Source organism: Silvimonas sp. JCM 19000, assembly GCF_054652575.1.
Window position 1 is genome coordinate 59,506 of sequence record NZ_BAAIHC010000017.1, and the last position, 12,731, is coordinate 72,236.

The following is a 12,731-nucleotide window of genomic DNA, read 5'->3' on the forward strand; positions in this document are numbered from 1 at the left end:
GCGGCAACAAAACCAGTGGGAAGCCAGTGCCGACGGGGCTGTCAGGCTGGGGCTGTATCGCGGTGTGTCGGCTGCGGTGCTGCGGGAAAGGCTTACAGCGCGGATCGATAGGCCAGGAAGGCATTAACGTCACGAAAGAAGCCGCCGTGACCGATGTGCGGTCCGATCGCTTGATACCGACTGCCGCCGCACCTGTACGTTCCGCGCCACAGTCCGGTTTCATAGGGTGGGTCTAGACCCACCTGGCAAAGCCGCAAAGAACAAGCCCGCACGTCGATCAGTTCTGCTCAATGGCTCTGAATGGTGGGTCTTGACCCACCCTATAACTTCAGCGCAACCGCGCGCCCGGCTTTGCGGCCTTCGCGTACGGCGTAGTTGGTGCCGCGGTCTTCGGGGTAGATCTGCGCCATTGAGGCTATGGTCAGCCCCGGCGCCGGGCCTTCGCTGGCTGGGATCAGATTGCTGTAATGCTGCTCCACCACCGGTTGCGAATAGCGCGCGCGCCATACGTGATGCTTGAGCACCCACGCCGGGTCAAACGCCGGGAACATCTTTTTAAGCCACGGCGTGGCAAAGGCCAGCATTTCGTCGGCGCTCATGCCGTACATGGCGTCGGTATGTGGCAGATATCTGGACAGATAAACAATGTGGCGGCCGCCGTATTCACTGGGGCGCTCAAAATTGGTGTGTTCAATCACCGCCACAAACGGGAAAGTCGGATCGTTGACGTTCAGCCAATAGGTGGTGGACAAGCTGCGTTCCAGTTCCAGCACGAGGCACACATTCGACAGATAGTTGATGCGGCGCATCTGCGCCAGCCACGGCGCGGGCGCCCAGTCGTCTGCCATAGCGGCAATCAGCGGCAAGGCCGGCGTGGCGATCAGTTGTTCGGCCACCAGCTCGCCCGCGCTGGTCTCCAGCCGGAAGCCGCCGCCCGCTTGCGGCGTAAAGCGCTGCACAGCGGTGCTGGTCAGCACCTGGCCACCGGCGGCGCGAATGCCCTCGGCCATGGCTTCGGCCAACGCCACAAAGCCACCCTTGAAATACGCCAGCCGCTCTTCGCCGCCTTTACCGCGACTGCTGCCGCGCAGCTTGAGCTTGTTCCAGAACCACACGGCCGAAATCTGATCGGCCACCGCGCCGAACTTGCCTTTCAGCAGCGGTTCCCACACCACGCGATAGACCTTTTCCCCGCCCAGCTCCTTGAGCCATTGCGAAGCAGTTTTGTGTTCCAGCTCCATCCAGTTTTCGACCTTGCGCGCACGCAAGGCCAGCAAGCCCAGCCGCACGCGGTCGGCCAGTGGCAGCGGCGTAAAGCGCAGCAAATCCATCGGCGTCGACAGTTTGAAAAAATGGTTGCCATACCAGACGCCGGTATTGGTGGGATTGATCGATACCCGATCATGCAGGCCCAACTCGTCGATCAAGGTCATCACTTCGACATCATTGGTAAACCAGTGATGGTAGAAGCGATCCAGCTTGTGGCCCTGTACGTCGAAGGCGCCGGCCAGGCCGCCGAGTTCGGCGTCGGCTTCGAGCACGGTTACGGCGATACCTGCGCGCGCCAGTTCCCAGGCGGCGGACAGGCCAGTGAAGCCGCCGCCGATAACGGCGACGCGAGTGGAAGCGGGGAGTGCGGTCACGAGGTCTTTCCAGTAGGACGGGCTTTGGCCACGGGGCGGATGATCAGATACAGCCCGCCGATCAGCGTCGGCGGCAGCCACAGCAGCAAATGCACCAGCAAGGCAAACGCAGTGGCAGGCGTAGCGGCGTTGCCCAGCGTGGTCATTGCGTGGATGGCAAAGTAATCAAAGGTGCCGGCGTAACCCGGCGTGGACGGGATCAGTGTGGCCAGCGTGCCCACCGGCAAGGCCAGCCAGGCCGCCGCCGGAGTGGTCAGATCAGCCAGGGCGCGCGCCGCAAACCAGAACACGCAGCCTTCGCACAACCACGCGCCCAGCGACAAAGCCAGCAAACGCAACATGGTGCCGCCTTTGGCCAGTTGCGCCAGCGTGTGCAGGCCCAGGTCCACTTCGGCGCGCAGTCTGGCCGCGATCCGTGGGGCAAAGCGGGCGATCAGCGCAACCGCAGCGCGCGCGAGTGGGGCAAACGCTTGCGGAAACACCAGGATGACCAGGATGAGCAGCGCCACGCCGAGCAAAAAGCCCGCGCCGACCCCGGCAAAGCTGGAGGCCTCCAGCCCGAACACGGCCAGCGCCAGGCCCAGCATCAGCAACAGCAACAGCAAATCCAGCAACCGCTCTACCAACAAGGTGGCCAGCACCCCGCCCGGACTCACTCCCAGCCGCTGGTTAAAACCAAATGCACGCAGCACATCGCCCGCCCGCAGCGGCAGCACATTGTTGGCGGCAAAGCTGGCCATAAAGGGACCGGCGCAACGCCACCAGGCGATATCGGGCCGCGCCGGTTTCAGCATGGTTTGCCAGCGTGCAATGCGCAGCGTGTAGCCGATGCCAAACAGCAGCAGCGCGGCCAGCACGTCCACCGGATTGGCGGTGGCAAAGGCATGCAGCAATTGGCCCGGATTGACATTGCGACCAATCAGCCAGACAAACGCCAACGCGATGATCGTGCCCAGCAGCAGGCGCAGTCTGGATTTACGCGCTTTGGCGGGCGCTGTGCTGGCCGCGGGGCCGCTGTAATCCGGCACCGTCATCGCCGGTCACCCACCGGGCTGCGACTGAGCATGGGTTCCTCGGCTCGGCTGGCGTAGCCGATGTATTCCTGCACCACATACAGCGGCCGCCGTTTGACCTCGCCGTAAATGCGCCCGATGTATTCGCCCAGGATGCCGACGCACACCAGTTGCACGCCGCCAAGGAACAGCACGGCGATCATCAGCGCGGTCCAGCCTTCCACCCAGATATTGGTAAACATGCGCAGCAGCAGCGCATAAATGATGCCCAGCATCGACAGCGCCGCGGCCGCCATGCCCAGGCCGATAGCCAGTTGCAACGGTTTGGTGGAAAACGACAGCACGCCGTCGGTGGCAAAGCGCAGCATTTTGCGCAGCGGATATTTGCTGACGCCGGCCAGGCGCGGTGCACGTTGGTAGGGCAAGGCAATCTGCTTGAAGCCCGCCCAGCTGACCATGCCGCGCACAAAGCGATCACGCTCCGGCATGGCGCGCAACACATCGACGATGCGACGGCTCATCAAACGGAAATCGCCGGTATCCAGCGGAATCGGCACGTCGGATAGCTTGTTGAGCAAGCGATAGAACTGGCGCGCACTGGCCAGTTTGAAGATGGATTCGCCTGGGCGTTCGGTGCGAGTGCCGTAGACCACGTCGTAGCCTTCGCGCCATTTGGCCAGCATCAAACGCATGACGTCGGGCGGGTCTTGCAGGTCGGCATCTATGATGATGACGGCATCGCCGCGTGCCGCGTCCATGCCTGCGGTTACCGCAATCTGGTGGCCAAAGTTGCGCGCCAGCCCGACCACGCGGATGCGTGCATCTTGCTCGCCCAGCAGCTTGAGTATGCTGCGTGTGCCGTCACGGCTACCGTCATCGACAAACACCAGTTCGGTGTCGGTATCGGCAGCCACGCTGTCGCAGAACATGCGCAACTGGCGCGCGGTTTCGGCGATGACCGGGTCTTCGTTATAACAAGGCACCACCACCGACAGCAGGGGGCGCGGCGCGTTTACCGACGTATCCATAGGCCTACCTGTGAGTTGCTATCTGCAAAGAACGGGTGCCAGCTGTACTGACTGCCGATGCTGTTATTGATGGTCTGCCAGGCGGCCAGCCCGGCGGCGGAATCCACCCGCGTCCACGCGATATAGCGCACGTGATTCACGCTGAGCCAGTCCAGCGCATCGGGCAGCGTGCCTTTATAAAAAGCCTTGGTCCGGTCCGATTGCATCCAGACATCGGCCGGCGCCGCATGCCACAGGCTGACGTGGTTGGGCCAGCCCTGCATTTCGATCTGACCCGAGAACAACTGCAACAGCGTCTGATTGGTGTACGCGTCACCCGTGACGTTTTCCAGCAGAATGCCGCGCGGCGCCACGCTGAGAAAGTTAACCATGTCACGCATCGGTGGGTCGCCTGTAAAGCCGCTGGCGCCATTCATGCGGCCCATATCGCCCTTGGGGGTGGCCCACCAGTAATAGACGGTGTCGTAGCCGTAGCAGACGGTAATCAACAGCAACGCCGCCAGCGCCACGCCACGTATCCAGCGCCGGGCACTGGCCAGCGCAATGGCCCCGAGCGCAAGCAAGGCGCCGCTCCACATCCAGCCCCACCATTTCATCGTGGTATTGGTGCGGGTGAACTTGCCGCCGGACGGGTCCTGCACGTAGATAAATTCGCTCAGGATCAGCATCGCGCCAAACGCCAGCACCAGCATCAACGCAAACGGCCGGGTCCGGCGCTCAAACAAAGCCAGTAGCAGCAACAGCAGCAGTGGCCACATCAGTGCCACATAGCGCAGCCAGGGCGTGTGATCCATCCATTTGACCAGGTGGATGGGCGTGTTGATGGCCTGGTTGGCCAGGCCGCTGAGGTAGGGGTAGACCAGCAAGGCGCTGATCAGGCCACCGGCCAATAGCGCGGCCCAATCCGGTGGTCGTTTTTGCAGATAACGCCAGCCGACCCACGCCGCTTGCAGCACCAGGGCAAACGGAAAAATCCAGGTGTTGGTAATCAACATCAGCGGCAAGGTGGCGGGCAACAAGGCTTGCGCCAGACGCGGATGCCGGCAGGCGGCGGGTGCGACTTCCAGCCAGGCCAGCAAGGCCAGCGGCAAGAACAGCAGCAAAAAGCTGCCCAGCGGCGGGTGGTAGTCGCCCAGAAAATATTGATAACCGAAGTTCTCCATCGGCAGATCGCGCGCCTCAAAGTCTGGCGTCGGTCTGGTTTCGGGCGTGAGTGGCGGAAACACGCTGCGGCCCAACGCCGTACCGTAGTCGGCGATGCGCGCATCGTAGCTGCCGATAAAGCGGGCGCTGGCCCACATATGATCGTTGGCGTTCCACTCGGGCGGATTGGCCGGTTTGTCATCGACCACCAGATGGATCAGCGGCGAAATGCCGGTGCCGCCTATCATTACCGCGGCCACCAACACCAGGCGTGGCAAGCGGTTCTTGATCAGGCGGCTGGCGAAATCCCAGGCCAGCGTGGCCGATAGCGCCATCACCAGCACAAAGGCGATGTTGTAGGCAAAGCCGGCATTCCAGCCCAGCAAACGGCCCATCAAGGCGGCACCGTAATGCTCGAACGCGTAGTAGAAATCAAAGCGATGCGGCGGGTACCAGATATCCAGCGGCGGCAAGGTGTCGCCTGGATAGTAGTTCTGCATGAAGTACAGATCAGTAACGCGCTCGGAAGTCGGGTAGATGCTGGGGAACAGGAATTTCCAGATCAGCCCGTAGGCAAAGGCCACGCCCAATACCACTTCGCCGCGCCAGAACGCCGAGGTATTCCAGCGTGGGCGTTCCCACCACACGATGGCGGCGGCGATGGCGGCAGTGAGTGGCCACGCCCAGTTGATATTGCCCAAGCCGCAGAAATGCTCAAACGCGCAGACCAGCAGCGTGATGCTGAGCACGCCCACCACGCGCGCCAGCGGATAGGGCAGCACACGGCCAAACAGCAAAGTGACGCCCGCCAGATGCAGCCACAACAAAGCCAGGCTGCCCAGCAAAAAGATCATCGCCATCAGCGGCGCTCCCACAGGCCGACTTCCTGCCCGTTATTGTTATTGAAGGCACGCCAGATGTACTGGCCCGCCAGCGCGGTTTTCATGCGCTCAAGCGCGGCGGCATCGCGTTGCTGGTCGGTCTGGCTCCAGACGATATAACGGATGCGATGATCGGCCGCCCAGCGCCCGGCATCGGGCAAGCCGCCGTGGTAAAGCGCGCGCACCATATCGGCATCGCGCCCGATAAACCATGGCTGATTGCGCCACAGGCCTTCGTGATCAGGCCAGCCCAGTGCCGACGGTTGGCCGCTGTGCAGGGCATAGGCGCCATGCACGCTGTAGCTGCCAGCATCCAGCCCTTCCAGCACCAGCCCGCGCGGCGCATTGCGCAGATAAGTAACCATGCTGCGCGCCCCTTGCTGCTCGTAGAGCCAGCCTTCGCCAGCCAGTCGGCCCGCATGGGTTTTGGGATGAAACGCCCAGTATTGCGCTTGCGGAATCACATACAGGCAGACCGCCAGCAAGGGCATCCACGCCAGCACCCGCCGCAGCTTGCACGGCAGCGCCAAAGCAAAAATGCCCAGCACCGCCAGTGCCGCCGGATACAACCATGACCACCATTTAATGACCGCGTTAAAGCGGTTGTAGCGCCCGGCGTTGGGGTCATCAACAAACACGATTTCGGTGATGGCCAACAACACGATCACGCCCCACGCCGCCCACCAACTGCCGCGCGCTTTGGGTCCGGCACTGAGCGTAATTGCCAGCAGCCACAACACCGGCCACCACAGGGCAAGAAACTGACGGACTGGGGTGTGGTCTTCCGGCTGCACCAGGCGGATCGGCGTGCCGAGGGCGTTAGGGGCAAAGTGGGTGAGGAAGGGATAGATGGCCAGCGCGCCGACGATCAGACCGGCCAGCAAAGCATGCCAGGCCAGCCCCTGCGGGGCGCGGTGTTGCCAGACTGCCCAGCCCAGCACCAACAGCCCTTGCAACGGCAAGGTCCATGGGTTGAGCGCCAACAAAACCGGCTGCGCCAGTCCGATCAGAAAAGTAAGCGTGCTGGCGCTGGGGGCGGCGGTGGTCGCAGGCGGTAGTGCATCCCCGGCATCGGGGCGGTTGCGCCACGCCAGCACACCCATCAAACCCAGCGTGAGGAACAACAGCGCAAAGCCGCCCAGTGGCGGATGCAGATCGCCCAGATAGGTGTAATACGACAGCGTTTCCAGTGGCAGATCGCGCGGTTCTGTGCCCGCTTCGGCGCGGGGGAACAAAGCCTGGCCGAGCGATGTATTGACTTGCTGATCGTACAAACCCACAAAGCGCGTATTGCTCCACAAGCGCGTGACGGCGCTGGCATCGTCATGGGGCAAGTCATAGATCAGCGGGATGAGCGGCGCGACCCCGGTGCCCCCGATCAGCACCGCAGCCGCCAGCAGCACGCGCGGGGCGCGGCCGCTGAGCCAACGGCGCGACAGGCTCCACACCAGCGAGCCGATCAAACCAAAGGTGGTGCAGAAACCCAGGTTCATGGCGCGGCCGGCATCCAGATGTAAAAACCGCGCCTGCAACGCCGCGGCGTAATGCAGAAAGCCGTAATACATGTCAAAGCGGTAGCCGGGCAGCCATTGATCCGGCGGCGGCAGGGTCTGGCCCGGCAGGTAATTGGCGATAAAGAAGAGATCGGTCAGATGCTCGGATTGGGCATCCAGATCAGGAAACACAAAGCGCCATGACAGCGCCAGCAGAAAGGCCAGCACAAAGGCATAGTGCTGCTCCCACCACGCGGCAGCACGCGCCACCTTGCGCAGCGCAATCACGCTGAGCACGGTGCAGACCGGCCAGGCCCACGCGAGCGAACCCAGTCCGACAAAGTGTTCAACAAAAAACAGCGCCAGGCAGAGCGCCAGCACCCCGACTGCGCGCGCCAGATCAATGTCTGGTAGCCGCCGCTGCACAAGGTGCGCCAGCCCTGCCAGGTTGACCCAAAGCAGCGCGAGCGTAAGCCCAAGGGCAATCATGCCCATGATCCATCCTCCTGATTTGCCGGGATTGTAGAGTCGCGTGCCGGGTATCCCGATCTGCGCGCTCTGCTTTTGTATTACGTCCGGCTTTCTATCATGCCCATCTGCATGCTCCAACATGCAAGACGGCTTTTTTTGTGCTGGCAAGCGTACACCAAGCCATGTCAGCTGCGCATGTGTTGCGTGCAATGGTGTGCAGGGCTGGATGGATGGCACTTGCCAGCGCGCCAGCGGCGCGGTCCAATCGCGCCCATGTCTTTATCCTGTCGACCGGGCTGCGGCGCCTGCTGCATCGCCCCTTCCATCACCAGCCCCATTCCCGGCATGCCGCATGGCAAGCCCGCTGGTGTGGCCTGCATTAATTTGTTGCCGGATGCGCGCTGCGGCATCTTCGGCCAACCGGAGCGGCCCGCGTTTTGCGCCGGGCTGCAGCCTTCTACCGAAATGTGTGGCGATAGCGCGCCTGCGGCCTTGCGCTGGCTAACTCAGCTGGAGCTGGCGACACTGCCGGGCTGATGCGGCGCGCATCAACCCTGAGCTGCTTCAAGCGGGTCTCTGCCCCTCACTCTTCCTGATCGTCTTCAAAGCCCAGCGTCACCCGCACCGCACGGTTATTCACGCGTTCGATGCCAAAGCAACGCACTCGACCGATCTGGCTGGTGCGTTTGACATGGGGGCCGCCGCAAGGCAACACGCTAAGGCCGGCAATGTCGACGACGCGGATGGGGTCGCTGCCCATTTGCTCGGCGCTGCTGAGATAACGCGCGATGGTGGGTTTTTTCATGGCCTGTTTGTGTTCCAGCCAGCGCGGCCGCACGGCCAGGTCTTTAGCGATCAGCTCGTTCATTTTCTCGGTGAGCGAGGCCTTGTCGATCGGGCCTTGGGGTTGGGCAAAATCGACATAGCCCATGCCCGAGGCAATTGCGCTGCCTTGCACTTCCGTCGGCACCACCGCGCACAGCAGGTGCAGCGCCGTGTGCATGCGCATGTGCCGCAGGCGGCGGATCCAGTCCACTTGCAGGGTTACGCTTGCCCCCGGGGCCAGACCCAGCACGGCTTGTTCCGGCATATGCACGATCAGTCCGGGCTCATCACGATCCAGCCGCGTATCAACAATACGCACAGCGCCCCCGTCCGCGTTATGCAACCAGCCCACGTCGCCGGGTAGATCGGCATGGCGCGGGCAGAAGATAGTGCGATCCAGCACGATGCCGCCATCGGCCCGACAACCCAACACGTGGGCATGCGCCTCCATCAGCGTGGGTTCTTCTTCAAACAGCCGTAGCGTGCGGTTCTGGGTCATGGAATGTCTCGCGGGAAAACGATCGGCGGGGGAGGGGCGGAAAACGCAGTCTGTCCGCGTTGCTCTCCGCGTTTGTTGACGGTCATCAACATCAACCCAGAACGCCGCGGCCAGTTCGTCGCCCCGCCGCAGCTTTGCTTACGCCGCAAAGAACGAGGCCGGACTGCCGGACGCCAGCCCTTTGAAACAGCCTTAACGCATCCGGACCCAGCTACACAAATCCAGCCTTTGCTGCGGCTGCGCCAGGGCTTGTTGCAACGGAGGGCTATGCAACGTGGGGCGGGGCGCTAGACTGCCTCTTTGTTGGAAGGAACGGATTCGCCATGCCAGACCACGCTACGCAGCTGCGACAGCTCATCCGGCAGTCGAGTGCTTTTATGGCCATGCTACATGCCGCACGCCAGGTTGCCGCGCCAGATTGGTATATCGGCGCGGGAGCCCTGCGCGCCCTGGTTTGGGATCATCTGCATGGGATAAGCACCCGGTTGCCGCCAGGCGATATTGACTTGATCTATTTCGATGCGAGCGACTTGTCGGCCGTGACGGAAGCACGCTATGCCGAGCAACTGCGCCACACGGTGCCTCGTTTGCCATGGGAAGTGACCAACCAGGCGCGCGTCCATCTTTGGTACCAGCAGCACTTTGGCTTTGCAGTGCCTGCCTTGACCTCAATCAGCGAGGCTGTGGCCACATGGCCGGAATACGCGACCTGTGTCGCCGTGCAATTACAGGCCGATGCAACGCTAGATATCGTCGCGCCGCATGGACTGGATGATTTGTTTGGCATGGTCGTGCGCCACAATCCAACGCGCGCAAGTGCGGCGGAATATCAACGCCGTGTTGCCAGCAAACGTTATCAAGAACGCTGGCCGCGCGTGACCATCCTTGCCAGCCAGGGTTAAGTTCGTATGGCCAAAAAAACGCCCGGAGACGGGCGTTTTTTTAACAATGTGCCAAAGCTTTACTGCGGATCAGGTTCAGTCACAAACCCCAGCTTCTGCACCCCGGCCGACTGGATGGCCGCCATGGCTTTCGCCACAAATTCATAGGGCACTTTGCGATCACCGCGCAGGCGGATATTGGGTTGCGGGTCTTTGCGCGCGATCGCGGCCAGTCTGGTCTTGAACTCGGCGTCGCTTAATCTGGCTTCATCCCAATAGATCGAGCCATCCGTCACTACCGAGATATTCACCGTCTCCGGCTTGACGATTTCCGGCTGATTGGCCGCGCGCGGCAAGTCGACTTTGACCGCGTGCGTGAGCACCGGCACGGTCAGCATAAAGATGATCAGCAGCACCAACATCACGTCGACCAGCGGCGTCATATTGATTTCGCTCATCACCTCGCTGTTGTCACCAATAGATTTGCTGAATGCCATAACGGTTTACTCCGCGCGTTTGGTTTGGCCGTTGACCACCGCCAGTTGCGGCCGACTGCCTTGCTGTTCGCGCGCGACCGGGGCGCCGGTCACAAAGTAGGCGTGCAGGTCTTGCGCAAAGCGGTTGAGCTTGCCCACCACCGCGCGGTTGCCACGCACCAGCGCGTTATAGGCCAGCACGGCCGGGATGGCGACGGCCAGACCAAATGCCGTCATCACCAGCGATTCGCCCACCGGGCCCGCAATCTTGTCGATGCTGGCGGCACCGGCGGCGGAGATGCCGATCAGTGCGTGATAAATGCCCCACACCGTGCCGAACAGGCCTACAAACGGCGCAGTGCTACCCACCGAAGCCAGGATGGACAGACCGCGTTGCATGCGCTCGGTGCCTTCCTCGATCGCGCCATTCAGGCAGCTGATCAACCAGTCCGACAGTGCCAGCTGGCCGTGCAGATCGGCCTGGTTTTCTTTGTGGTGCGCCACGGCGGCCTGGCTTTCCAGTGCCAGCAGGCGGAAGGGATTGTCCTCAGCCTTGCCGGTCAGCAGCGCCAGGCCTTCGTCAAAGCGGTGAGCGTGCCAGAAACCGTGCGCGGCAGCCGCGCGGCGACGGTTGGCGATGACGCGCAAAGTGTGCGTCACGATCACGTACCAACTGGCCACCGACATGATCAGCAGGATGGCGGCGATGGTATGGGTGATGAAATCGCCCTGATCCCACAGGTGGGACAGACTGAATTGCTGCGCTTGCATGATGAAAATCTCCTTGTTTGGCGGTTCGTGTACGCGGGCGCGGTTACGCGGCGTCCAGCGAGAATTTGACGGGCATCACGTACCAGAGCGCGATCGGCTGGCCGTTCTGTCTGGCGGGGGTGAACTTCCATTTGCGCACGGCTTCGAGTGCGGAATTATCCAGGCGCGAATAGCCGCTGCTTTGCTTCACACGCAGATCGCCCACCAGGCCATCAGCGCGCACGTAGATTTCGAGCATTACCGTGCCTTCTTCGGCCAGCTTGCGCGAGATGGCGGGATACGGCGGTTTGACGTTGCCATTGGCATTGGCGTCGACGCGCGGTTGCGAAATCGGCGCCGGTTCTGCCGGACGCGCCGGTGCGGGGGGCGCGGCGGGCGTCGGCGGCGCGACGGGTTCTGCTTTAGGTTGTTGCGGCTCAGTGGCGACTTCGTCGGGCCGGGCCACGGGGATGGGGGCGATCGGCTTGAGAACCGGCTGATGCTTGACCACCGGACGTGGCTGCGGTTGCGGCGGCGGGGGCTGGATTTTGGGCTTGGGCTGTGGCGGCGCAACCACGGGTAAGGGCGCCGGCGTTTCCAGCGTGACAATAATTTCTTTGGGCGGCACGGGCGGCGTGGCTTGCACCGTATGCAGTAGCGCACCGATTACCAACAGGTGGGCACCGCTTACTACGCCCAGCCGGATTGCGGTCTGGTGGTTCATCGTTAATGAGAACTACTTGCATTGGAAACAGCCGACAATAATAATGCGAACGCTTCGCATTTGCAAAGTTAAGACATTTGAACGGTACAAGTTGCGTAAAAGCCGTCGGTCGATCCCACATAAAATAGCTCGCGCGCACTGCCACCTGGCCAGGCACGTTTGCATCGGTCAGGGCCGTAACACGCCATCAGCAACGGTGGCTGTCTGTTTATTTGTTGTTGGGGAAATACATGATCGCCGGTTTGCTTGAAGAAAATCACAAGGGTTTTTTGCCCGACAGTCTGCGCAAAGGCAGTTTTTTAAAATGGCTCAAGCGCGTGCATGCGTGGCTGGGTTTGTGGGGTGCCGCGCTGGGGCTGATGTTTGGCGTGTCGGGCTTTCTGCTTAACCATCGCGCGCAAATGAAGATCAACGCAGTGACGCCGGTGGAAAACACCGTGCAAGTGGCGCTGCCCGACTCCGCGCGCACCGATCCCAAGGCCTTTGCCGAATGGTTCTCCGGCTATACCCGGCTGGGCGGCCACGCTCGCACGCGGGTAAGCCCGGCCAAACAAGTGGTCTGGAACAATATGCCGGTGCAGAAGCCCGCCGAGTGGCAAGTCACGCTGGCCAGGCCCAACTATTCGTTTAGCGCCACCTATACCCAGGGCAACCAGCTGGTTGAAGTCAAACGCAGCGATACCAATTTCTGGGGCGTCATCACCAATCTGCATAAAGGTGTGGGCGCGGGCGTGGCGTGGGTGCTGCTGGTGGACACATTGGCTGGCGCACTGGTCACCTTATGCATCACCGGTTTTCTGTTGTGGAGCCGTCTGCACGGCCCGCGTCTGGCCGCTTTGGGTCTGATCGGCGGGGCCATTGCGTGGGGCTGTTGCTCGGTGCTGGCCTGATGGCGCCAGGGCCT

12 protein-coding genes are annotated in these 12,731 nt (G+C 62.1%); 3 read left to right on the forward strand and 9 right to left on the reverse strand.

Features of this window, described 5'->3' with window-relative positions; genetic code table 11:
• Positions 1–320 precede the first annotated feature (320 nt).
• Genes ACYQ1A_RS15085 through ACYQ1A_RS15105 form a run of 5 tightly spaced genes read right to left on the reverse strand, consistent with a single transcriptional unit; the run spans position 321 to position 7,696 of the window.
• The gene (locus ACYQ1A_RS15085) at positions 321–1,643 is read right to left on the reverse strand and encodes an NAD(P)/FAD-dependent oxidoreductase (protein ID WP_499363267.1); all 1,323 of its coding nucleotides are present in this window, start codon (positions 1,641–1,643) and stop codon (positions 321–323) included.
• On the reverse strand, positions 1,640–2,677 hold the full coding sequence (locus tag ACYQ1A_RS15090; RefSeq protein ID WP_499363268.1) for a lysylphosphatidylglycerol synthase transmembrane domain-containing protein: 1,038 nt from the start codon (positions 2,675–2,677) through the stop codon (positions 1,640–1,642). The genes ACYQ1A_RS15085 and ACYQ1A_RS15090 overlap by 4 nt, the downstream gene beginning before the upstream one ends.
• Positions 2,674–3,684 carry a glycosyltransferase family 2 protein gene (locus ACYQ1A_RS15095; protein ID WP_062225056.1) on the reverse strand — a complete coding sequence of 337 codons (1,011 nt, stop codon included), beginning with the start codon at positions 3,682–3,684 and terminating at the stop codon, positions 2,674–2,676. The genes ACYQ1A_RS15090 and ACYQ1A_RS15095 overlap by 4 nt, the downstream gene beginning before the upstream one ends.
• Positions 3,669–5,687, reverse strand: a complete 2,019-nt coding sequence (locus ACYQ1A_RS15100) for a DUF2298 domain-containing protein (protein WP_499363272.1) — start codon at positions 5,685–5,687, stop codon at positions 3,669–3,671. The genes ACYQ1A_RS15095 and ACYQ1A_RS15100 overlap by 16 nt, the downstream gene beginning before the upstream one ends.
• Positions 5,687–7,696: a hypothetical protein gene (locus ACYQ1A_RS15105; RefSeq protein ID WP_499363274.1), complete on the reverse strand. Its 2,010-nt coding sequence runs from the start codon at positions 7,694–7,696 to the stop codon at positions 5,687–5,689. The genes ACYQ1A_RS15100 and ACYQ1A_RS15105 overlap by 1 nt, the downstream gene beginning before the upstream one ends.
• Positions 7,697–7,945: 249 nt before the next feature.
• On the opposite strand from ACYQ1A_RS15105, the gene ACYQ1A_RS15110 reads away from it, so the two are divergent.
• Positions 7,946–8,209, forward strand: a complete 264-nt coding sequence (locus ACYQ1A_RS15110; RefSeq protein WP_499363276.1) for a YkgJ family cysteine cluster protein — start codon at positions 7,946–7,948, stop codon at positions 8,207–8,209.
• 46 nt (positions 8,210–8,255) lie between these two features.
• On the opposite strand, the gene ACYQ1A_RS15115 is transcribed toward ACYQ1A_RS15110, so the two are convergent.
• A complete protein-coding gene (locus tag ACYQ1A_RS15115; protein ID WP_062225213.1) occupies positions 8,256–8,996 on the reverse strand; it encodes an alanyl-tRNA editing protein in 741 nt (246 codons plus the stop codon).
• Positions 8,997–9,373: 377 nt separating this feature from the next.
• Between ACYQ1A_RS15115 and ACYQ1A_RS15120 the strand changes: the two genes are divergently transcribed.
• Complete coding sequence (locus tag ACYQ1A_RS15120) at positions 9,374–9,898, forward strand: nucleotidyltransferase family protein (protein ID WP_499363278.1); 525 nt, start codon at positions 9,374–9,376, stop codon at positions 9,896–9,898.
• Between the two features lie 59 nt (positions 9,899–9,957).
• Here the strand turns inward: ACYQ1A_RS15120 and ACYQ1A_RS15125 are convergent, their stop codons facing one another.
• Genes ACYQ1A_RS15125 through ACYQ1A_RS15135 form a run of 3 tightly spaced genes read right to left on the reverse strand, consistent with a single transcriptional unit; the run spans position 9,958 to position 11,827 of the window.
• Positions 9,958–10,374, reverse strand: coding sequence for an ExbD/TolR family protein (locus ACYQ1A_RS15125; protein WP_062225212.1), 417 nt, complete (start codon positions 10,372–10,374; stop codon positions 9,958–9,960).
• Positions 10,375–10,380: 6 nt separating this feature from the next.
• Positions 10,381–11,124 carry a MotA/TolQ/ExbB proton channel family protein gene (locus tag ACYQ1A_RS15130; RefSeq protein ID WP_499363280.1) on the reverse strand — a complete coding sequence of 248 codons (744 nt, stop codon included), beginning with the start codon at positions 11,122–11,124 and terminating at the stop codon, positions 10,381–10,383.
• A gap of 43 nt (positions 11,125–11,167) precedes the next feature.
• Positions 11,168–11,827, reverse strand: a complete 660-nt coding sequence (locus ACYQ1A_RS15135) for an energy transducer TonB (protein WP_499363282.1) — start codon at positions 11,825–11,827, stop codon at positions 11,168–11,170.
• Positions 11,828–12,027: 200 nt separating this feature from the next.
• Here ACYQ1A_RS15135 and ACYQ1A_RS15140 point away from each other — a divergent pair, with 200 nt between their 5' ends.
• A complete protein-coding gene (locus ACYQ1A_RS15140) occupies positions 12,028–12,717 on the forward strand; it encodes a PepSY-associated TM helix domain-containing protein (protein WP_499363331.1) in 690 nt (229 codons plus the stop codon).
• The last annotated feature ends 14 nt before the right edge of the window (positions 12,718–12,731 follow it).